This is a genomic window from Gordonia sp. HS-NH1, from assembly GCF_001418765.1.
Taxonomy (GTDB): Bacteria; Actinomycetota; Actinomycetes; order Mycobacteriales; family Mycobacteriaceae; genus Gordonia.
On the sequence record NZ_LIYC01000003.1, the window covers coordinates 151451 to 172930 of the forward strand.

Below are 21480 nucleotides of genomic sequence, written 5' to 3' on the forward strand. Positions count from 1 at the left end.
AGACCATGACGACGGCTGTGTGTCCCGGTTCCTTCGATCCCTTCACCCTTGGTCACCGTTACGTGGTGGAACGCGCCGCGGCGTGTTTCGACGAGGTCGTGATCACCGTGGTGGTCAACCCCAACAAGCGCGGCATGTTCGGCGTCGACGAGCGCATCGGACTCATCGAAGAGGACTGCGCGGACCTGGCGAACGTGCGGGTCGATCGGTGGGAGGGTCTGCTCGTCGACTATCTGCGGCAGGAGTCCATCCACACGATCGTGAAGGGGCTGCGCTCCGCGGTCGACTTCGACTACGAGGTGCCGATGGCGCAGATGAACCGCGAGCTCGCCGACGTGGAGACGATCTTCCTGCTCACCGACCCGCGTTTCGCTCACGTCTCGAGCTCGTTGGTGAAGGAAGTGGCGAAGTTGGGCGGTGACGTCTCGCCATTCCTGTCGGGACATGTTCACGACCGCCTGATGAGCCGGCTGTCAGGCGAACTGTCGGCCTGATCCGGGGCATATCGCGACACACCCCACGCGCTTCACGAGTCACAAGCGCACCATTCGGCACAATAGTCACAGATTCACCAACTGTTGCAACCAGGCAAGCGCCGGATTGGGGTGGCTGTGTACCGGGTATTTGAGGCTCTCGACGAGCTGGTCGCGATCGTCGAAGAGGCACGGAGTGTGCCGATGACCGCAGGCTGTGTCGTCCCGCGCGGCGACGTGCTGGAACTGCTCGACGACATCAAGGACTCCATCCCCGGCGAGCTCGACGACGCGCAGGACGTGCTCGACCAGCGCGACACGCTCATCGGCGACGCCCGCGAGCACGCCGAGACGACGGTGGCGAAGGCGGATTCGGAGTCCGAGGCCGTCCTCGCCCACGCGCGCGCCGAGGCGGACCGCATCCTCTCCGAGGCGAAGGCGCAGGCCGACCGCATGGTCGACGAGGCCAGCGCGCACTCGAGCTCGCTCGTCGAGGACGCCTCCGAGGAGGCCCATCGCCTGCAGACGAGCGCGGCGCGGGAATTCGAGGCCGTCACCGGCCGGGCGCGGGCCGAAGCCCAGCGCACCATCGACGCGGCCAACAACTCCTACGACAAGTCGGTGGCCGACGGCATCGCCGAGCAGCAGCGACTCGTCTCCGAGACCGAGGTGGTCGGTGCGGCGAAGTCCGAGGCGGAGCGGATCATCGACGCCGCGCACGCCGAGGCAGATCGCCTGCGCGGTGACTGCGACGTCTACGTCGACGAGAAGCTCGCTCAGTTCGAAGAGGTCCTGACCGGCACGCTGCGGTCGGTGAACCGTGGGCGGCATCAGCTGCGCACCGGTGCCGGAATGCACGACTACGTCGAGTACCCCCGGGGCGTCGACGAGTCCGCACGGCCGGAGGGTCGTGGTGACGGATCGCGCTCGCGCGAGGCATCGGCCCGCCACACCTACGACCGCGACCACGGTTCGCCGCTCGCGGTGTGACACGGCTGTCGACCGGGCTCTCACGCGCCGCCGGCGTCGGTCGATCATTCCCGGAGGCGAGCGTATGGTAGGCGTCTGTGGCTGATCATGCTGTGACTTCAGAGCCGTCGCGCGGTCCCGGTTCGACTCCGAAGCGCGAGCCGTTCGTGCTGGATGTGCGTTCGCTGGGACGTCGCCCGGGAACCATGTCCGAGGTGCATCGCACCGTGCGGACACCTGAGCGGCTCGGCGTCGAGATGGTCGGAATCCCGGCGGATTCCGACGTCGACCTCGACCTCCGCCTGGAGGCAGTCTCCGAGGGAATCCTCGTCACCGGAACGGTGTGTGGTGAGACGGTCGGTCAGTGCTCGCGCTGCCTCGAGCCGGTCGACGGGACCGTGACGGTCTTCCTCACCGAGCTGTTCGCCTATCCGGACAGCGCCACCGAGCAGACGACCGACGCCGACGACGTCCATCGCATCGCCGACGACCGGATCGACCTCGAACAGTCGATCATCGACGCGGTCGCACTCGAACTGCCGATGTCGCCGCTGTGTTCCGAGGACTGTGAGGGTCTGTGCCAGGTCTGCGGAGTCCGGCTCGCCATCGCCGAGCCGGGGCACTCGCACGAGGTCATCGACCCCCGCTGGGCGGGCCTCGCGAACAAGTTCGCCGACCTCGCCGAGGGCGACTCGGTGTCGGCATCGGACGGCGACACCGCCGAGACCGCGGATTCCGACCGGGAACGACATCGTGACTGAGGTCGTGCGCGAGGGCGGACCGCGAGCCGCGCTGCTCGACGCCCTGGACACCGAGATTCGCGACGACCTCCTCACCCTGGCGCTGACCCACCGGTCCTATGCCTACGAGCACGGTGGTCTGCCCACCAACGAGCGGCTGGAATTCCTCGGCGACTCGGTGCTCGGCGTCGTCATCACCGAACGTCTCTATCTGCGATATCCCGACCGGCCCGAGGGCGAGCTGGCCAAGATCCGGGCGAGCGTCGTCAACATGCACGCGCTCGCCGACGTCGCGCGCGGGCTCGGCGGCGAGGGCGGACTGGGCAAGTACCTGTTCCTCGGACGCGGCGAGGAGATGACGGGCGGTCGTGACAAGGACTCGATCCTGGCCGACGGTCTGGAATCGCTGTTCGGTGCGGTCTTCCTCAGCCATGGACTCGAGACGTCACAGCGGGTCATCCTCCGGCTCTTCGACGAACGCATCGATCGTGCCGGTCGTCTCGGCGCCGGACTCGACTGGAAGACCTCGCTCCAGGAGTTGAGTTCCGAACGCGGGTTCGGCCCGCCGCAGTACCAGATCAGTGCGACCGGTCCTGACCACAACAAGGAGTTCACCGCCACCGCGCTGGTCGCCGGCGAGAGCCTCGGCGAGGGCGTCGGCCGGACCAAGAAGGAAGCGGAGCAGCAGGCCGCGGCGCACGCCTGGAAAGTGCTCACCGAGCGCGCCTCCGCCTCGTGAACCTCCACCCCGTGAACGACTCGCACGTGGCGATGCATGCCTGAACTACCCGAGGTCGAGACCGTCCGCATCGGTCTCGAGACCCATCTCGTCGGTCGGGTGGTGGCGTCGACCGAAGTCCTTCATCCGCGTGCGATCCGTCGTCACCTCGGCGGGGAACCGGATCTGATCGGGCGGCTCGCCGGCAAACAGGTGACCGGGGTGCGCCGGCGCGGCAAGTACCTGTGGATCGATCTCGCCGACTCCGCCGACCGGGCGGCGCTGGTGGTCCACCTCGGGATGAGCGGACAGATGCTGATCGCGCGGACCGGGACCCCCGACCACACGCATCTGCGGGTCCGTGCCGTCCTCGACGACGAGAACGAACTCCGCTTCGTCGACCAACGGACCTTCGGCGGTTGGCATCTCGACGACTACACCCCGGATGTGTACGCGCTCGAGAACGCAGCAGCGCCCGCCGACATCCCGATGTCGGTGGCGCACATCGCCACCGATCCCTTCGACCCGGCCTTCGATTCCGGCCGCGTCGTGGATCGCATGCGCGCCAAGCACTCCGAGATCAAACGGGTCCTCCTGGACCAGACCGTGATCTCCGGGGTCGGCAACATCTACGCCGACGAGGCGCTCTGGCGCGCGCGACTACACGGCGCGCGGATCGCCGAGACGATCAGTCGCAAGAAGCTGCGGGAGCTGATCGACGCCGTCACCGAGGTGATGGCGTCGGCCCTGAAGGTCGGCGGCACGTCGTTCGACGCCCTGTACGTGAACGTCAACGGACAGTCCGGGTACTTCGAGCGGTCTCTCAACGCCTACGGGCGGGCGGGGGAGCCGTGCCGCCGGTGCGGGGCGATCATGCGCAGGGAGCAGTTCATGAACCGCAGCTCGTTCTTCTGTCCGCGCTGCCAGCGACCACCGAGTGCCCGCTGACCCAGCCGGGTGGTGCTGCGGCGCCGGGAACAATTCCCGATCCGGAGCTCTTACTATTGTTCGCGATGCCGGCGGCGCCCGCCGGAGACTCTGAGAGGACCCGCCTTCGATGACCACCGAAGCCACTGCCCCCACGTCCGGGGTCCCTGCCGACCAGGTCCACACCGACCTCTGGGTCGAGCGCACGGGCACCCGCCGTTACACCGGACGAAGCTCTCGCGGCGCCGAGGTGCTGATCGGCTCACAGGACGTCGAGGGTGTCTTCACCCCGGGCGAACTGCTCAAGATCGCACTGGCCGCCTGTACGGGGATGTCGTCGGACCGGCCGCTGGCCCGTCGCCTCGGTGACGACTACGACGCGACGATCCGGGTGAGTGGCGACGCGGACCGCGAGAACGAGGTCTACCCGCGCATCGAGGAGATCCTCGAGATCGACCTGTCCGAGCTCGAACCCGAGGCCGCGGCGCGCCTGCTCGTCGTCGTCGAACGCGCCATCGACGCGGTGTGCACCGTCGGACGTACCGTCAAGGCCGGTGCCGAGGTGGATCTGCGGATCGAGACGGACTGACACGGTGCCAGACCAGACCCGGACCGACGACGGCACCGACCGCATCCGGCTGACCGCGCATGTCCACGGACACGTACAGGGCGTGGGCTTCCGGTGGTGGACGCGGTCCCGGGCCCTCGAACTCGGTCTGGTGGGCTATGCCTCGAACCAGGCCGACGGTCGGGTGCTGGTCGTGGCCGAGGGGCCACGAGACAAGGCGCTCGCCCTGCTCGACGCACTGCGGTCCGGCACCACCCCGGGACAGGTGGACCTGGTGGTCGAGCGTGTGGATGAACCGCGCGGGGAGCTCGACGGCTTCGTCGAACGGTGAGCGGAGCCCGAAACACATCGCGATGGTGAGTAGTCTGTACCGTCGTGCACCTCAAAAGCCTGACCCTGAAGGGCTTCAAGTCGTTCGCCTCGGCGACGACCCTGCGCTTCGAGCCGGGTATCACGTGCGTCGTCGGGCCCAACGGCTCCGGTAAGTCGAACGTCGTCGACGCCCTGACCTGGGTGATGGGCGAGCAGGGGGCCAAAGCGCTGCGCGGCGGGAAGATGCAGGACGTCATCTTCGCCGGCACGTCCGGCCGCCCGCCACTGGGCCGCGCCGAGGTGACGCTGACCATCGACAACGCCGACGGGGCGCTGCCCATCGAGTACTCCGAGGTGTCGATCACCCGCCGGATGTTCCGCGACGGGGCCGGCGAATACGAGATCAACGGCAGTTCGTGCCGGCTGATGGACGTGCAGGAGCTGCTGTCGGATTCGGGCATCGGCCGCGAGATGCACGTGATCGTCGGGCAGGGTCGGCTGTCGGCGATCCTCGAGTCCCGGCCCGAGGACCGACGTGCCTTCATCGAAGAGGCGGCCGGTGTCCTCAAACATCGCAAGCGCAAGGAAAAGGCAGTCCGCAAGCTCGACGCGATGCAGGCCAATCTGGCGCGCCTGACCGACCTGACCGCCGAACTCCGCCGTCAGCTCAAGCCGCTCGGTCGTCAGGCCGAGGTGGCACGCCGTGCGCAGACCGTGCAGGCCGACCTCCGCGACGCCCGGTTGCGTCTGGCCGCCGACGACCTCGTCACCCGCCGGATGGAGATGGCCGAACACGCCGCCGTCGAGGACGAGGTCCGCCGCAGGCAGGACGAGGTGGCCGCCGAGCTGGACCGCGCGAACGCGGAAGTGGCCGAACACGAACAGCATCTCGCCGAGATCACACCGGCCGCCGCTGCTGCGAACCGTGCGTGGTTCCGGTTGTCGGCGCTCGCCGAGCGCGTCGACGCGACCCGCCGGGTGGCCGCCGAACGCAGCCGATACCTCAGTGAGCCGGTGGGTGAGACGTCTGGGCCCGACCCCGACGAGCTCGACGAGCAAGCCCTCGAGGCGGCCGAACTCGAAGCCGAACTGACCGAGGGCGTCGAGATCGCCGCCGAGCAGCTCGAAACCGCCAGAGAAGTGCTCGGTGAGCGCGAATCGATCGCGGAAGCGGCCGAGGCCGCACATCTCGCCGCGGTCCGGGCCATCGCCGACCGGCGTGAGGGGCTCGCGCGGCTGGAGGGCCAGGTGGACAACCTGCGGACCCGCTCGGAGTCGGCCGACGCCGATGCCCAGCGCCTCACCGACGCGATCTCGACCGCCGTCGAACGGGCCGAAGTTGCTGTGACGCAACAGGATTCGACTGCGGGTGAGCTGGCGCAACTGGAGGCCGCCGAACGTGCGCTCGACGAACACCACGAACGCTGCGTCGCCGCGCTGAACCTGTCCAACGAGCGCGTGGCCACCTTGCAGGCCGCACACCGCGAGGCCGAGCACGCCATCGCCTCGTTGTCGGCGCGAGTCGACGCGCTCGCCATGGGCCTCGAACGAGGCGACGGTGGCGCGTGGTTGCTGGAGAACGCGCCCGACGGTCTCCTCGGTCCGATGTCGGAGCTGGTCACCGTCGAGCCGGGTTACGAGACCGCCATCGCCGGGGCGCTCGGACCTGCGGTCGACGGCATCGTCACCGTGGACGGGGTCGCCGCGGTGCGGGCGTTGGAGGCACTCAAGTCGGGCGACGGGGGACGGGCCGCGCTGATCTGTGGCGGACTCACCGGTCCGGATCGGCGGGGCGAGATCGCGTTGCCGGACGGGGCGAGGTGGGCCGCCTCGGTGGTCGACACCCGGCCGGAGATCCGCGGCGCCATCGACACCGTCCTGGCCGACACCGTGATCGTCGACGATCCCGCGCAAGGGCTCGAGCTCGCCCGCCGTCTCGGTGTACGCGCGGTGACCCCCGCCGGAGACCGCATCTCGGCGGCGTCGGTCGAAGGTGGCTCCTCGCGCCGGCCCTCCACGCTGGAGGTCCAGTCGGCCATCGACGCGGCGACCGCCGAACTCACCGCGACGCGCCGACGCGTCGAAGAACTGGAGGCGGCGCTCGACGGGGCGCTGACCGAACAGCACGAGCGTCGGGAGGCGGCCGAAGAGGCGCTCGCCGCCCTCCACGAGTCCGACGCCGGCGTCGGAGCGGCATACGAACAGATGGCCCGGCTCGGCCAGGAGATCCGGGCGGCTCGCGCCGAGGCCGACAAACTGACACGACAGCGGAACCTGCTCGAGAAAGGCCGCGCGGAAACCCTGCAATCCCTGCAGGAACTCACCGAGCGACTCCGGCTGGCCCGGGACGAGTCCGACGCGGGGACCGAGATGTCGACCGACGACTCCGAGCGCGCCACCGCGTCGGCGGCCGTCGGCGTGGCGCGCAGCGCGGAGATGGAGGCCCGTCTGACGCTGCGGACCGCCGAAGAACGCCTGGCCTCGGTCCGGGGCAAGGCGGACTCGCTGCGCCGCGCCGCACAGCGCGAGCGAGAGGCACGCGAGCGGGCCCGTCGCCAGGACGAGATCCGGCGACAGGCCGCCGGGGTCGCGGCGGCCGTCGAACGCGCCGGCGCGCAGGTGAGTGAACGCCTCGCCGCCGCGGTGGCGTCGGCCCAGGCCGGACGCGACGAACTCGAGGAGATCCGCACCGCGCGCACCGCGACCCTGGACGAGCTGCGGGTGCGGGCAGGCGAACTGACCAGCACCCTGAACTCCCTGCGCGACACCGTCCACCGCGACGAGGTGGCGCGGGCCCAGGTCGCGTTGCGGATCGAGCAGCTCGAAGAGCAGGTCCTCGAGACCTTCGCGATCACCCCCGACGATCTGATCGCCGAGTACGGTCCCGACGTGCCGATGCCCCCGTCGGCACTGGAGATGGCCGAGTACGAGCAGGCCAGGGAGCGCGGCGAGCAGGTCGTCGCCCCGGCCCCGATGCCGTACAACCGGGCGACCCAGGAAGCCCGTGCGAAGAAGGCGCAGAAGGACCTCAACACGCTCGGCAAGGTCAACCCGCTGGCACTGGAGGAGTTCGCCGCGCTCGAGGAGCGGTACAACTTCCTGTCGTCGCAGCTCGAAGACGTCAAGGCGGCGCGCAAAGACCTGCTCGACGTCGTCGAAGACGTCGACGCCCGCATCCTGCAGGTGTTCACCGAGGCCTATGCCGACGTGGAACGCGAATTCGCCCAGGTCTTCCAGACACTGTTCCCGGGTGGCGAGGGCCGACTCGTCCTCACCGAACCCGGCGACATGCTGACGACGGGCATCGAGGTCGAGGCGCGTCCGCCCGGCAAGAAGGTCAAGCGGCTCTCGCTGCTGTCGGGTGGGGAGAAGTCGCTGACCGCGGTCGCGATGCTGGTGGCGATCTTCCGCGCGCGTCCGTCCCCGTTCTACGTCATGGACGAGGTCGAGGCCGCACTCGACGACACCAACCTGCGGCGACTCATCACTTTGTTCGAGCAACTGCGAGAGAAGTCCCAGCTCATCGTCATCACCCACCAGAAGCCCACGATGGAGGTCGCGGACGCGCTCTACGGCGTCAGCATGCGCGGCGACGGCATCACGACGGTCATCTCGCAACGCATGCGCGGAGTGAACATGCCCGTCGGTCAACAGGAGGACACCAGCCAGTGAACACCGGAATCATCATCGGCATCGTCGTCGCGGTACTCGTCGTGATCGCGTTGATCGTGCTCGGTCTGGTGCTGTCGCGCCGCCGGCGCATCTCGCTGACCGACGAACGGCAGCCGGAGGTCGTCGACGGCACGACCCGTCAGGTCGACCGGTCCGGGGGATACCAGGCCGGATCGGGCTTCAGCTTCAGCCGCGGGGAGACCGCGCTCGCCGAACCGCCCCGACGCGAGCCGCAACCCCGGACCCCGGAACCCCCGGCGCCCGAGGTGGTGCGGCCCGCGGGGGACCGCACGGACGTGGACGGCCAGCCGGGTGTCGGCGACGACGCCGCGGTCCCGCGCGACTCGATCCGACGCGGCGTCACCGAGGTGTCGCTTCCCGAGCCGGACACAGCAGAGCCGGAGATCGCCGAACCCGAGACACCAGCGCCCGGGACACGGGAGTCCGAGGCGGCGGCGCCCGAGAGCACACTGCCGGAGACGGCCGATCCAGAGGTCGTCGAACCCGAGGTTGTCGAACCCGAGGTTGTCGAACCCGAGGTCACCGAACCCGGGGTCATCGAACCCGAGCCGGTCACGGCCGAGCCGGAACCGGAGACCGTCGAACCCGAGACGCGGGTGCCCGACGATGTCGCGCAGGCGACCACGGCGCCACCGCTGGACGACATCGCGCCGACGGCCGGCCGGATCGGTCGCCTGCGTGGCCGTCTGTCCCGGTCGCAGGGCGCGATCGGCAAGGGAGTACTCGGACTCCTCGGTGCCGGCGACCTCGACGAGGACAGCTGGGAGGAGATCGAGGACACGCTCGTGATGGCCGACCTCGGCGCCTCGACCACGGCCGTCGTCGTCGAGACGCTGCGTACCGAACTCGCGGCCAATCCGGTCCGGACCGCGGGCGAGGCCCGCGCGTTGCTCAAGCGGGTCCTGGTCGACCAGCTCGACCCCACGCTCGACCGGTCCATCCGGGCGCTCCCGCACGCCGGCCGTCCCGCGGTCGTGCTCGTCGTGGGGGTCAACGGAACCGGGAAGACCACCACGACCGGCAAACTGGCGCGGGTGCTCGTCGCCGACGGACGCCGCGTCCTGCTCGGTGCCGCCGACACCTTCCGCGCCGCCGCCGCCGACCAGCTGCAGACCTGGGGCGAGCGGGTCGGTGCCGAGATCGTGCGCGGCAAGGAGCAGTCCGATCCGGCCGCGGTGGCGTTCGACGCGGTCGACCGCGGTATCGAGACCGGCGTCGACGTCGTCATGATCGACACCGCCGGACGCCTGCACACCAAGACCGGACTGATGGACGAGCTGGGCAAGGTCAAGCGCGTCGTCGAGAAGAAGGCGCCGGTCGACGAGGTGCTGCTCGTGGTCGACGCGACCGTCGGACAGAACGGGCTGATGCAGGCCCGCGTCTTCGCCGAGGTCGTCAACATCACCGGCGTCGTGCTCACCAAACTCGACGGCACCGCCAAGGGCGGCATCGTGTTCCACGTGCAGAAGGAGCTCGGGGTGCCGGTCAAGCTCGTCGGGCTCGGCGAAGGCGCGGACGATCTCGCACCCTTCGAGCCGGAGGCGTTCGTCGACGCCCTCCTGTGAATTCCCCGGGTGCTGCTGTGAATTCGGGATCTGTGATCGGAAACCTGGTGTTAGCGGTCGCCCGCCGAACCTGAGAGACGGCTCAGAGCCGAACTGGGGCGTTACATGGGCGAAATATAAACCGGCCAGGGGGTTACGCGCCTGAAACGTCGGGGCACCACGGCTGAAACCGACTGCGGACAATCTCTTTGGAGGCGCCGAGCCGTCGGCGCATCCTGAGGAGGTTTCGTAGTGGATTTGGCTCAGTTGCCAAACGAATCGTTTGGCCCGATAGACACGGGCAACACGGCATTCATGCTCGTGTCGGCCGCCATGGTGTTGCTGATGACCCCAGGTCTCGCCTTCTTCTACGGGGGGTTGGCGCGAGGCAAGTCTGTCCTGAACATGATGATGATGTCCTTCGGAGCACTGGCGACGGTGAGCGTCGTGTACGTGCTCTGGGGCTTCTCGATGTCGTTCAGCGATGGTTTCACCGGCAACAGCGACATCGGCGGCATCTTCGCGAACCCGTTCGCGCTGTTCGGGTCGGATCAGCTCATGAACACCATCGGGGAGGGTGACACCGAGCAGTACGTCACCGGCGGACTCAGCATCCCCGCCATCGTCTTCATGGGATTCCAGCTGACCTTCGCGGTCATCACCGTCGCGCTGATCAGCGGTGCGCTCGCCGAGCGGGTGAAGTTCTCGACCTGGCTCGTCTTCACCGTGCTGTGGTCGACGATCGTGTACTTCCCGCTGTCGCACATGGTGTGGGGTGGACTCGTCGGCGGCGGCGGCCTGCTCGGCGCCGGTGAGGACGGTCTGGCCGCCAAGATGTTCGGCGTCGACGAGGAGGGATCGGCCAATGTCGCACCCATCGACTTCGCCGGCGGCACCGTGGTCCACATCAACGCCGGTATCGCTGCACTGGTGCTCGTGCTCATCATCGGCAAGCGTGTCGGGTTCGGCCGTACCGCGTACCGTCCGCACAACATCCCGTTCGTCATGCTGGGTGCCGCACTCCTCTGGTTCGGATGGTTCGGGTTCAACGTCGGCTCCGAGCTGGGCGCCGACCTCCTCGCCGGACAGGTGTGGGTCAACACCACGGCGGCAACGGCCGCCGCGATCATCGGCTGGCTCGTCGTGGAGGTCATCCGCGACAAGCACGCGACGAGCGTCGGTGCCGCATCGGGCATCGTCGCCGGTCTGGTCGCCATCACCCCGGCCTGTGGTTCGCTGACGCCGGTCGGCTCGCTGATCCTGGGCCTCATCGCCGGTGCCCTCGCCGCGACGGCCATCGGGCTGAAGAACAAGTTCGGTTACGACGACTCGCTCGACGTCGTGGGGGTCCACCTCGTCGCCGGCCTGTGGGGCACCGTCGCGATCGGTCTCATCGGCAAGGACGTGGGCCTGTTCTGGGGCGGCGACTACAAGCAGCTCGTGGTCCAGGTCGTCATCGCCCTCTTCGCACTCGTGTTCACCGGTGTGCTCACCGCGATCATCGCCTTCGTCCTCAAGCCTCTGGGTTGGCGGGTCAGCGATGAGGACGAGAAGACCGGCATCGACGAGGCAGAACACGCCGAGACGGCCTATGAGCTGGCATGACGCTCGAGCCAAATCGCTACTACGCTGATTCCTGTGGAGAGGGATAACTAATGAAGCTGATCACTGCAATTGTCAAGCCGTTCACGCTCGAGGATGTCAAGGCCGGACTGGAGCAGGCCGGAATCCTCGGCATGACCGTCAGTGAGGTCCAGGGCTACGGACGCCAGAAGGGCCACACCGAGGTCTACCGCGGCGCGGAGTACTCGGTCGATTTCGTACCGAAGGTCCGTGTCGAGGTCGTCGTGGACGACGCGGCCGTGGACAAGGTGGTCGACGTGATCGTCGAGGCCGCTCGGACCGGCAAGATCGGTGACGGCAAGGTGTGGGTGTCGCCCGTCGAGTCCGTCGTCCGCGTCCGCACCGGCGAGCGTGGCGGCGACGCTCTGTAGCGAGCCCGTGCTGCGTTGACGAACTCCGGTGAACGGCCCCGTGCCCGACGACCAGTCGGGCGCGGGGCCGTACCATTCGGCAGCGCGAATCATCCTCTCTCCCTCACACTTTGGAGGCAGTCGTAAGCGCCGCAGACCTGGCCAAGACCCGACGGCAACTCACCGAATCCGGCCGTTCGGGAAAACTCGACGCACCGGCATTGCGCCAGGTGCTCGTCGACCTGCACGAGTTCTGGCTGACCAGCAAGGGCGCCGAACTCGGCATCAAGCCGCACAGTGGCTTCGCGATCGTCGCCGTCGGCGGACTCGGGCGCGGCGAGATGCTCCCGTACTCCGACCTCGATCTGATCCTGCTGCACGACGACATGCCCGCCGAACGGGTGTCCGAGGTGGCCGACGGTCTCTGGTATCCGTTGTGGGACGCCAACATCCCGCTCGACCACAGCGTCCGGACGGTGCCGCAGGCGATGCAGGTCGCGGGTGACGACGTCACCGCGGCGCTCGGCTTGCTCGAAGCCCGCCACATCGCCGGCGACGAGGACCTGTCCACCCTGCTGATCAGCGGCGTCCGCCAGCAGTGGCGCAACGACATCCGCAATCGGTTCCCCGAAGTCGTCTCCCACGCCCAGGACCGCTGGCGGCGCGCGGGCGACATCGCGCACCGTGCCGAACCGGACCTCAAGAACGGCCGGGGCGGGCTGCGCGACGTGCAGCTCCTGGGAGCACTGGCGATCGCTCAGCTCACCCACGGGATGGCGAGCCTGCGGCCCGACTCGCCCGGCGCCGGACCGCAGGTCGCCTACACGCGGCTCCTCGACATCCGCACCGAACTGCACCGCATCGCCGGGCGTCCCCGCGAGCACGTGCAGGCGCAGGACGCCGACGAGATCGGGGCTGCGCTCCGGATCGGGGACCGGTTCGATCTCGCCCGGGTCATCAGCGACTCGGCCCGCACCGTCAGCTACTCCATCGACGTCGGCCTGCGGACCGCCGGCAACGCCCTGCCGCGCCGCGGACTGGCGAAGCTTCGGCGCTCGCCCCTGCGCCGTCCGCTCGACGAGGGCGTGGTCGAGCACAATGGCGAGATCGTCTTGGCGCGCAACGCGATCCCGAGCAAGGACCCGGGCCTCATCCTGCGCGTGGCGGCGGCGTCGGCACGCACCGGTCTGCCCATCAGCGCTTCGACGCTGAGCCGACTGGCCGACTACGCGCCGGAACTCCGCGAGCCGTGGCCCGCCGAGGCGCGCAGCGACCTGCTCGTCCTGCTGAGTTCGGGACACCACATGGTCGACCCGATCGAGGCGCTCGACCGCACGGGACTGTGGGGACGGCTGCTGCCGGAATGGGGTGCGGTCCGCGACCTCCCGCCCCGCGACGCCATCCACACCTGGACCGTCGACCGGCACCTCGTGGAGACGGCCGCTTATGCGAGCGCGATGACCACGCGGGTGTCCCGGCCCGACCTCCTCGTGCTCGGTGCGCTCATCCACGACCTGGGCAAGGGCCGGGGTGCCGATCACAGCATCGTCGGCGCAGATCTGGCGGTCCAGGTCGGGAACCGGTTCGGACTCTGGCCGCAGGATGTGGCGATCCTCTCCGACATGGTGCGCCACCACCTGTTGCTCCCGCAGGTCGCGACCCGTCGCGACCTCGACGACCCGGCCACCGCCGAAGCCGTCGTCGAGACCCTCGGACACAACCGGGTGCTCCTGGAACTCCTCGCCGCACTTGCCGAGGCGGATTCCCTGGCCACCGGTCCGGGGGTGTGGGGGGAGTGGAAGGCCTCGCTCATCCTCGACCTCGTCCGCCGGTCGATGCGACTCATCGACGGGGAGGAGCCCAGCGCGCCGGAACCGCTGACCGCCGAACAGCTCGCGACGGCGGCCGAGGGGGACTTCGCGGTGCGGCTCGTCCGGGCGGACGGCCAGCACACCTACCGCGTCACGATGGTCGCGCCGGACCAGCCCGGCCTGCTGTCGAAGATGGCCGGGGTGCTGGCCCTCGGTGGGTTGCGATCCCATTCGGCCTCTGCGCAGAGCGCCGACGGCAAGGCGATCAACTCCTTCCAGGTGGTCCCGATGTTCGGGAGTCCGCCCGATGCCGGTCTGTTGCGTCAGCAGCTCATCGCTGCCGTCGACGGCAAGATCGACGTCCTCGCGCGGCTCGACGCACGCGAACGGGACTCGCCGATCCCGACGATCGGGACCGTCAGCACGATTCCCGGCACCGTCGTGACGATCGGCGCGAGCGCCGGCAGCACCGATCCCGAGGTGGACGGGGCCGGGCATCCGAAGAACGCGGTGCCCGCGCTGTTCGCCGTCGCACCGCCACGGGTGACGTGGCTCGACGCACCCGCGGGGGAGGCGGTGCTGGAAGTCCGCTCGGATGACCGCATCGGCCTGCTCAGCCGGGTCAGCGCGGTCCTGGAGCAGCGGGGCGCCGACATCCGATGGGCCAAGGTGTCGACTCTGGGCACCACCGGCGTGGACATCTTCGGCCTCCGGCTGGCGACCGACACCGAGGACGCGCGGGCCGAACTGGCCGAGGCCGTCGTCGCGGTCTGTCCGCCTCCGCGGCCGGTGCGCGAGGAAGACGGCGACGGGCCGCAGTCCTATGGCGGGACCGGCCGGTCCGGAGTGCCCATCTCCTAGATGTTCGGTCCCGGGACCCACATGGAAGGATGGGACCATGTTCGATTCCCTCTCCGACCGGTTGACCGGTGCCCTGAAGGATCTGCGTGGCAAGGGGCGGCTGTCCGACGCGGACATCGACCGCACCTGCCGCGAGATCCGGCTCGCGCTGCTCGAGGCGGACGTCTCGCTCGCGGTGGTCCGGTCCTTCATCGCCCGGATCAAGGAGCGCGCCAAGGGTGCGGAGGTCTCCGGGGCGCTGAATCCGGCGCAGACGGTCGTCAAGATCGTCAACGAGGAACTCGTCGGCATTCTCGGCGGCGAGACCCGGCGAGTGCGGTTCGCCAAGAACCCGCCGACCGTCATCATGCTGGCCGGCCTCCAGGGCGCCGGTAAGACGACGCTCGCCGGAAAGCTGGGTAACTGGCTCAAGCAGCAGGGGCACACGCCGCTGCTCGTCGCCTGTGACCTGCAGCGGCCGGGCGCGGTCTCGCAGCTGCAGATCGTCGGTGAACGCGCCGGTGTGCCGGTGTTCGCGCCGCATCCGGGCACGAGCGTGGGCGGTGAGGGCACGCTCGGCGTGACCGCGGGCGATCCGGTCTCGGTCGCGCAGGCCGGTGTGGACGAGGCACGCAGCAAGCACTACGACGTCGTGGTCATCGACACCGCCGGCCGTCTGGGCATCGACGCCGAGCTGATGAAGCAGGCGTCCGACATTCGCGACGCGACCTCGCCCGACGAGGTGCTGTTCGTCGTCGACGCGATGATCGGCCAGGACGCGGTGACCACCGCCGAGGCCTTCGCCGACGGCGTGGGTTTCACCGGCGTCGTGCTGACCAAGCTCGACGGTGATGCGCGCGGTGGTGCGGCGCTGTCGGTGCGTGAGGTGACCGGCCAGCCGATCATGTTCGCGTCATCGGGCGAGAAGCTCGAGGACTTCGACGTCTTCCATCCCGACCGCATGGCCAGCCGCATCCTCGGGATGGGCGACGTGCTGTCGCTCATCGAGCAGGCCGAACAGCACTGGGATGCGCAGCAGGCCGAAGCGGCTGCCGCCAAGATCACGCAGGGCGAGCTGACCCTCGAGGACTTCCTCGAGCAGATGCTGATGATCCGCAAGATGGGCCCGATCGGCAACATCCTGGGCATGTTGCCCGGCGCCGGCCAGATGAAGGACGTGCTGTCGCAGGTCGACGACAAACAACTCGACCGGGTCCAGGCGATCATCCGCGGCATGACTCCCGCCGAACGCGACAACCCGAAGATCATCAATGCCTCGCGCCGCATCCGTATCGCCAACGGGTCGGGTGTGACGGTGAGCGAGGTCAACCAGCTCGTCGACCGGTTCTTCGAGGCCCGGAAGATGATGGCGCAGATGTCGGGTCGGATGGGCATGGGCGGGATGAACCGCAAGTCCAACCGCAAGAAGGGCAAGGGCAAGAAGGGTAAGGGCCGCGGCCCCACGCCGCCGAAGGTGCGCGGCGGTTTCCCGGGCATGCCAGGCGGTATGCCGGCCGGGTTCCCGGACCTGTCGAACATGCCGGCCGGCCTCGATCAGCTGCCGCCGGGGCTCGAGGGTCTCGACGTGTCGCAGTTCCAGCAGCCCAAAAAGAAGAAGTGACCCGGCACTATCGCGGCACCGACCCGCTGACCGCCGAGCCCATCGAGTTCTGGGTCGACGGTGACACCATCAGTGCCACACCGGTTCCCGACGCCGAGACGGCGGTCGACGGCGGCTGGATCCTGCCGGGACTCGTCGATGCCCACAATCATGTGGGCATCGCACCCGGCCTCGGTGTCGACATCGAGCAGGCCCGCGGGTTCGCCTATGCCGATGCCCGGGCGGGCACCCTGCTGATCCGCGAGGTCGGGTCGCCGCTGGACACCCACCCGCTCGACGACGATCCCGCGTGCCCTCGTTTCATCCGCTCGGGCAAGCACATCGCACGGCCCAAGCGGTACCTGCGCGACTACGGCGTCGACCTCGACGATCCGGACGAACTGGCGGCCGAGGTGGCCCGGCAGGCGCAGGCCGGCGACGGCTGGGTGAAGATCGTCGGGGACTGGATCGATCGCGAGGTCGGCGACCTGGCCCCGCTGTGGTCGCGTGCGCAGATCGAGTCGGCGGTCGCCGTGGCGCACGAGCACGGCGCGCGGATCACCGCCCACGTCTTCGGAACGGACGCGCTGGTCGACCTGATCGGCGCCGGCGTGGACTGCATCGAGCACGGCACCGGGTTGACCGACGATCTGATCGATCAGCTCGTCGACCGCTCGATTGCTCTCGTGCCCACCATGATCCAGGTCGAGAACTTCCCCGGGATCGCCGACGGCGCCGAGCGCTTCCCGACCTATGCCGCGCACATGCGCGCTCTGCACGCCGGTGCGCCGAAGGTGTTCGACGCCGCGCGCGAGGCCGGAGTGCAGATCTTCGCCGGGACCGATGCGGGCGGATTCGTCGAACACGGTCGTGTCGTCGACGAGATCGAGGCGTTGTCCGGCATCGGCCTGGGTCCCGCGGCCGCGATCGCGGCCGCCTCGACGAACGCCCGGCGCTGGCTCGGCGCCGACGTCCTGGAGGACGGGCATCGCGCCGACTTCGTGGTCTATGCGGCCGACCCCTGCGACGATCTGGGCGTCCTGCGACACCCGCTAGCAGTGGTGTCGTCGGGGCGCCACATCGTGTGAGCAACGACACACGACGGCCTCTGGTTGGCGTTCTTACCGCCACGTAACGTAGCAACGGCGTTGCAACGGTTCTCCTATCTGCGAACCGGATCAGTCCACGCCGGATCCTCTCAGCCTGGGTTCGGCGACGCGGAACCGTCGGAGCCAGGGGTCGAGGGAGGCTCCGGCGGTGTCGCGAGCCCGGACACCGATGAGCCGACACCGATGAGTGACGGAAGAGCGACGTACGGCATGTGGTCGTCCTCGCGGGGTGGGTGACCACATGCCGGTACATCGGCGCCTCCGACTCCGGCATCGCTCACCGCCCGGTCGTCGGATTCGGTGTCCGCGGTCCGGTCTGGCACAATGGCTCGCTGGTTCGTCGGATCCGGTTACGGCCGCCCGACGGTCACACCGATACAGACGCAAAACCGGGTCCGCCATTCCGGGCGGACTGCTGAATTGCGCAGTGACCACACGAAAGAGAAGTAGACATGGCTGTCAAGATCAAGCTCACGCGGCTCGGCAAGATCCGCAACCCGCAGTACCGCATCGTCGTCGCCGACGCCCGCACCCGCCGCAACGGCCGCGTCATCGAGACCATCGGCAAGTACCACCCCAAGGAAGAGCCCTCGCTGATCGAGGTCGACTCCGAGCGCGCCCAGTACTGGCTGGGAGTCGGCGCGCAGCCGACCGAGCCCGTGGCCGCCATCCTCAAGGTGACCGGTGACTGGCAGAAGTACAAGGGCCTGCCGGGTGCCGAGGGCACCCTGAAGACCGCCGAGGCCAAGCCGTCGAAGCTCGACCTGTTCAACGCCGCGCTCGCCGCCGCCGACAACGAGCCCGTCGCCGCCGCGACCACCCCGAAGAAGAAGGCCGCCAAGAAGGACGACGAGGCTGCCGAGGCGCCCGCCGCCGAGGGTGACGCGTGAGCGCAGTCGTCGCCGACGCGGTCGAGCACCTGGTCCGCGGAATCGTCTCCAACCCCGATGACGTCCGGGTCGACCTCGTCACCGGCCGCCGTGGGCGGCTCGTCGAGGTGCACGTGAACCCCGACGATCTCGGCAAGGTGATCGGGCGCAACGGTCGTACCGCGACCGCGCTGCGCACCCTGGTCTCCGGAATCGGCGGACGCGGGATGCGCGTCGACATCGTCGACACCGACCGCTGACCGAGAACCCGAACACCGAACGCATCGTGGATCTCGTCGTCGGCCGTGTGGTCAAGTCACATGGAATCCGTGGGGAGATCGTCGTGGACGTCCGCACGGACGAGCCCGAGGTGCGTTTCGCCCCGAACGCGGTGCTGCGCGGCCGTCTGCCGCGCGGTGCCGGGGAACGGGACTTCACCATCACAGCCGCCCGGGAGCATTCCGGGCGGCTGTTGGTGTCCCTGGCCGCCGTCGCGGACCGGAATTCGGCCGACGCCCTGCGCGGCACGCTGTTCCTCATCGACTCCTCGCAGGTGGAGCCCTCCGACGACCCGGACGAGTTCTACGATCACGAACTCGAAGGCGTGCCCGTGCAACTGGTCGACGGCGCCGCGGTCGGCGTCGTCGAATCGGTCCTGCACCTGCCCGGCGGCGAGTTGCTGTCGGTGCGGACGACCGACGGCCGCGAGGTGCTCGTCCCGTTCGTGCGGGAGATCGTGCCGAGCGTCAGTCGCGAACTGATCGTGATCGACCCACCCGAGGGATTGCTGGATCCGGATTCGATCGACGAGGCGCCGTGATGCGCCTCGACGTCGTGTCGATCTTTCCCGAATATCTCGATCCGCTCCGAGTTGCCCTGCTGGGCAAGGCGATCGATGCCGGACGAATCAGCGTCACGGTGCACGACCTGCGGAACTGGACGCACGACGTCCACCGCAGCGTGGACGACTCGCCCTACGGAGGCGGACCCGGGATGGTCATGAAGCCCGACGTGTGGGGTCCGTGCCTCGACGAGGTGTGCCCCGACGACGCGTTGCTGATCGTGCCGACCCCCGCCGGCGTGCCGTTCACCCAGGAGACGGCCCGTCGCTGGAGCGCGGAGAAGCACCTGGTGTTCGCCTGCGGCCGATATGAGGGCATCGACCAGCGCGTCTTCGACGACGCCGCCCGGCGGGTGCGCGTCGAAGAGGTGTCCCTCGGCGATTTCGTCCTCATCGGGGGAGAGGTCGCGGTCATGGCGATGATCGAGGCGACCGTGCGTCTCCTCGACGGTGTGCTCGGCAATCCTCGGTCGCATCAAGAGGATTCGTTCTCCGACGGCCTGCTCGAAGGTCCAAGCTACACACGGCCGGTGACCTGGCGTGGTCTCGACGTCCCGTCGGTGCTCCTCAGTGGCGACCACGCGAAGGTGGCCCGGTGGCGTGCGGAACAGGCCCTCGAACGCACGCGCGCGCGACGACCCGACCTTCTCACGGACGCTGTGGACTCCGCCACGGACCATCCGCGCGATCCGGGCTAGGATTCGCGAGGGATTCGACTCGCAGGGGGTTCGGGGATGCAGGGGTATTCGGCCATGGTCGACGAACTCGACCGGCAGCGCAGCGAACTCGACCGTATTCGGAAAGCGTTGTCTCAGCTGACCTCTCGGGCCACCAGTCACGATCGGCTCGTCGCGGTGACGGTCGACGCGCGTGGACTCGCGGTGGACATCGCGATCGAACCCGCCGCACTTCGACGCTACCGCGCGGATCAGCTGTCGACCCTGCTCACCACGCTGATCGCCGAAGCGGACACCGCCCTGCGCACCCGATCCGCCGAGGTGCTCTCCACCGCAGCGGATCTGCCGATCGATTACGCCGACGCCCGTCTCGAGCGCGTGGTGACCGATGGCGACTCCTGATCCGGTCGCGGTCGCGGACGCCGATCGCCACCGGGTCGCGGCGGACACCGGCGCGGCCGCCGCACTGGCGCTGCGTGTCGCGGAGGCGACGGTGGGACTCGCGGACGTGCGAGCCCAACTCTCCGCGCTGCTCCGCGACGTCGACGCGGCGGTGGGCGTCGGTGACCCGGCTCGAGCATTCCGGCAGGGTTTCTCGCCGGCGGTCGCGGCGGCCGCCGAGTCCCTGGACGACGCGGAGAACCGGCTCGATGCGCACCGGCAGGCCCTGGTGTCCGGCGTGGATGCGCTCCTCGCCACCGACGCCGACGCGTCCACGCGTATCGGTCGGGGGGACGTCCGATGATGCCGGACGAGGCCGAGCGGATCGCCGAGAGGCTGGCACCCGGGACGTGGCCGACTGCCGACACCGTCGCCCTGCGCGACTCGGCGCAGCGCGCCCGGGAACTGGCGGATGCACTGGACGGCCTCGCCGGAGCGGTGGCGTCGGCGACCGACTCGTACACGGGGGATGAGGGTGCGGCCGGCCGGTTTCACCAGGCCGTCGTGGACGGCCTCGGACGGAGCGCCGCGGCCGATCTGCCCGGGGCGGCGGACCGGCTTCGCGCACTGGGGACGTCGCTGGACGCCTATGCCCGGACGGTGACCGAGACCCGGCAGCAGATGTCGGTGATCGCGCTGATCGCAGACCGCGACGTGCGGCGCGCGGAGGTGAATTCCGCGATCGGTGACGACACGTGGCGCGTCGAAGCCGCGAGCACGGGCCGGATGGCACTCACCGCCGCCGGCGACGACCACACCGAACGGTCGGGCGAGGCGGGGCAGAGCGCGGGTGCGCCCGCGGCGACGAGCGGCATGATGCCGATGATGCCGCTCGGGGCGATGGGCGCGGCGGGAGCGGTGGCCGCCGGTGTCGGCGGTCTGGCCGGCGCCGCCGCGCGCACCGGCCGCGATGGGGTCGGCGCCGCCGACCTGACCTGGTTGCGGGCGAGAGCCGAGCGACTGCAGACGACGGTTCCGTCGTCGATCGCCGGCTGGTTCCGGACGGCGGTGGGGGTGGGGACCGGTGCACGAGGAACGCGGGTGGTCGTCGTGGGGACCAACGACCCGCAGCCATATCAACGGGCCGGGGTGGAACTCGCCGACGACGAGGCGCTCACCGCCGACGGGCGGGCGCCGGAACTCGCGATTCTCGACCACATGGTGCACGCCGGAGTCACGCCCACCGCGATCGCCGCGGCGACCCCGATGGACCCGGCCACCGTCTCCGCCTTGCAGGCCGGCAATGTGGTGGTCGTCGGCCCGCGCGTGTAGTGCCGCACCGCGATTTCGTCGGCCCGGGGTGTCTCTGGCACAATAGTCGGGTTGCCTGCCGACGATGCCCCGTCTCCGGGGCCGTCCGTGACCTCGACGTCAG

Annotated in this window: 21 protein-coding genes; all 21 read left to right on the forward strand. The window is 69.3% G+C overall.

All coding sequences use genetic code 11. The features are described 5' to 3' along the window. Positions 1-5 precede the first annotated feature (5 nt). Entirely contained in the window at positions 6-494 is a 489-nt protein-coding gene (coaD, locus tag AMD30_RS04090; RefSeq protein WP_014926444.1) for a pantetheine-phosphate adenylyltransferase, read from the forward strand. 117 nt (positions 495-611) lie between these two features. Next, on the forward strand, positions 612-1463 hold the full coding sequence (locus tag AMD30_RS04095; protein WP_010841605.1) for a DivIVA domain-containing protein: 852 nt from the start codon (positions 612-614) through the stop codon (positions 1461-1463). A gap of 92 nt (positions 1464-1555) precedes the next feature. After that, entirely contained in the window at positions 1556-2203 is a 648-nt protein-coding gene (locus tag AMD30_RS04100) for a YceD family protein (RefSeq protein ID WP_148281273.1), read from the forward strand. Further along, the gene (gene rnc, locus AMD30_RS04105; protein ID WP_055474777.1) at positions 2196-2921 is read left to right on the forward strand and encodes a ribonuclease III; all 726 of its coding nucleotides are present in this window, start codon (positions 2196-2198) and stop codon (positions 2919-2921) included. The genes AMD30_RS04100 and rnc overlap by 8 nt, the downstream gene beginning before the upstream one ends. Positions 2922-2957: 36 nt before the next feature. Beyond that, on the forward strand, positions 2958-3848 hold the full coding sequence (gene mutM / locus AMD30_RS04110; protein ID WP_055474778.1) for a bifunctional DNA-formamidopyrimidine glycosylase/DNA-(apurinic or apyrimidinic site) lyase: 891 nt from the start codon (positions 2958-2960) through the stop codon (positions 3846-3848). Between the two features lie 109 nt (positions 3849-3957). Beyond that, the gene (locus AMD30_RS04115) at positions 3958-4416 is read left to right on the forward strand and encodes an OsmC family protein (RefSeq protein WP_014926451.1); all 459 of its coding nucleotides are present in this window, start codon (positions 3958-3960) and stop codon (positions 4414-4416) included. Positions 4417-4420: 4 nt separating this feature from the next. After that, positions 4421-4726 carry an acylphosphatase gene (locus tag AMD30_RS04120; protein WP_010841596.1) on the forward strand — a complete coding sequence of 102 codons (306 nt, stop codon included), beginning with the start codon at positions 4421-4423 and terminating at the stop codon, positions 4724-4726. 44 nt (positions 4727-4770) lie between these two features. Next, positions 4771-8379 carry a chromosome segregation protein SMC gene (gene smc / locus AMD30_RS04125; RefSeq protein WP_055474779.1) on the forward strand — a complete coding sequence of 1203 codons (3609 nt, stop codon included), beginning with the start codon at positions 4771-4773 and terminating at the stop codon, positions 8377-8379. Then, entirely contained in the window at positions 8376-9965 is a 1590-nt protein-coding gene (ftsY, locus tag AMD30_RS04130) for a signal recognition particle-docking protein FtsY (protein WP_055474780.1), read from the forward strand. The genes smc and ftsY overlap by 4 nt, the downstream gene beginning before the upstream one ends. A gap of 231 nt (positions 9966-10196) precedes the next feature. Then, entirely contained in the window at positions 10197-11549 is a 1353-nt protein-coding gene (locus AMD30_RS04135) for an ammonium transporter (RefSeq protein WP_014926454.1), read from the forward strand. 50 nt (positions 11550-11599) lie between these two features. Then, positions 11600-11938, forward strand: coding sequence for a P-II family nitrogen regulator (locus AMD30_RS04140; RefSeq protein WP_004572306.1), 339 nt, complete (start codon positions 11600-11602; stop codon positions 11936-11938). 110 nt (positions 11939-12048) lie between these two features. After that, on the forward strand, positions 12049-14589 hold the full coding sequence (locus tag AMD30_RS04145; RefSeq protein ID WP_055474781.1) for a [protein-PII] uridylyltransferase: 2541 nt from the start codon (positions 12049-12051) through the stop codon (positions 14587-14589). A 37-nt stretch (positions 14590-14626) separates the two neighbouring features. Then, entirely contained in the window at positions 14627-16189 is a 1563-nt protein-coding gene (gene ffh, locus AMD30_RS04150) for a signal recognition particle protein (RefSeq protein ID WP_055474782.1), read from the forward strand. Continuing rightward, on the forward strand, positions 16186-17256 hold the full coding sequence (locus tag AMD30_RS04155; protein ID WP_055474783.1) for an amidohydrolase family protein: 1071 nt from the start codon (positions 16186-16188) through the stop codon (positions 17254-17256). The genes ffh and AMD30_RS04155 overlap by 4 nt, the downstream gene beginning before the upstream one ends. 473 nt (positions 17257-17729) lie before the next feature. Continuing rightward, positions 17730-18167 carry a 30S ribosomal protein S16 gene (gene rpsP, locus AMD30_RS04165; RefSeq protein WP_010841588.1) on the forward strand — a complete coding sequence of 146 codons (438 nt, stop codon included), beginning with the start codon at positions 17730-17732 and terminating at the stop codon, positions 18165-18167. Beyond that, the gene (locus AMD30_RS04170; RefSeq protein ID WP_004572301.1) at positions 18164-18406 is read left to right on the forward strand and encodes an RNA-binding protein; all 243 of its coding nucleotides are present in this window, start codon (positions 18164-18166) and stop codon (positions 18404-18406) included. Before rpsP ends, AMD30_RS04170 begins: the two co-directional genes overlap by 4 nt. Before the next feature lie 26 nt (positions 18407-18432). Continuing rightward, positions 18433-18966 (forward strand): ribosome maturation factor RimM, encoded by a 534-nt coding sequence (gene rimM, locus AMD30_RS04175; RefSeq protein WP_055474784.1) that lies wholly within the window; start codon positions 18433-18435, stop codon positions 18964-18966. Next, complete coding sequence (trmD, locus tag AMD30_RS04180) at positions 18966-19685, forward strand: tRNA (guanosine(37)-N1)-methyltransferase TrmD (protein ID WP_010841586.1); 720 nt, start codon at positions 18966-18968, stop codon at positions 19683-19685. Before rimM ends, trmD begins: the two co-directional genes overlap by 1 nt. Positions 19686-19721: 36 nt before the next feature. Further along, positions 19722-20066, forward strand: coding sequence for a YbaB/EbfC family nucleoid-associated protein (locus AMD30_RS04185; protein WP_010841585.1), 345 nt, complete (start codon positions 19722-19724; stop codon positions 20064-20066). After that, positions 20053-20409 (forward strand): hypothetical protein, encoded by a 357-nt coding sequence (locus AMD30_RS04190; protein ID WP_055474785.1) that lies wholly within the window; start codon positions 20053-20055, stop codon positions 20407-20409. The genes AMD30_RS04185 and AMD30_RS04190 overlap by 14 nt, the downstream gene beginning before the upstream one ends. After that, the gene (locus tag AMD30_RS04195) at positions 20409-21377 is read left to right on the forward strand and encodes a hypothetical protein (protein WP_055474825.1); all 969 of its coding nucleotides are present in this window, start codon (positions 20409-20411) and stop codon (positions 21375-21377) included. Before AMD30_RS04190 ends, AMD30_RS04195 begins: the two co-directional genes overlap by 1 nt. The last annotated feature ends 103 nt before the right edge of the window (positions 21378-21480 follow it).

Excerpts from the sequence above, each read along its gene's own strand:
- ffh (WP_055474782.1), top strand. The coding sequence starts at position 14,627 with ATGTTCGATTCCCTCTCCGACCGGTTGACCGGTGCCCTGAAGGATCTG.
- AMD30_RS04115 (WP_014926451.1), top strand. The coding sequence starts at position 3,958 with ATGACCACCGAAGCCACTGCCCCCACGTCCGGGGTCCCTGCCGACCAG.
- AMD30_RS04190 (WP_055474785.1), top strand. The coding sequence starts at position 20,053 with ATGGCGACTCCTGATCCGGTCGCGGTCGCGGACGCCGATCGCCACCGG.
- coaD (WP_014926444.1), top strand. The coding sequence starts at position 6 with ATGACGACGGCTGTGTGTCCCGGTTCCTTCGATCCCTTCACCCTTGGT.
- AMD30_RS04185 (WP_010841585.1), top strand. The coding sequence starts at position 19,722 with ATGCAGGGGTATTCGGCCATGGTCGACGAACTCGACCGGCAGCGCAGC.
- mutM (WP_055474778.1), top strand. The coding sequence starts at position 2,958 with ATGCCTGAACTACCCGAGGTCGAGACCGTCCGCATCGGTCTCGAGACC.
- AMD30_RS04195 (WP_055474825.1), top strand. The coding sequence starts at position 20,409 with ATGCCGGACGAGGCCGAGCGGATCGCCGAGAGGCTGGCACCCGGGACG.
- AMD30_RS04140 (WP_004572306.1), top strand. The coding sequence starts at position 11,600 with ATGAAGCTGATCACTGCAATTGTCAAGCCGTTCACGCTCGAGGATGTC.
- trmD (WP_010841586.1), top strand. The coding sequence starts at position 18,966 with ATGCGCCTCGACGTCGTGTCGATCTTTCCCGAATATCTCGATCCGCTC.
- rpsP (WP_010841588.1), top strand. The coding sequence starts at position 17,730 with ATGGCTGTCAAGATCAAGCTCACGCGGCTCGGCAAGATCCGCAACCCG.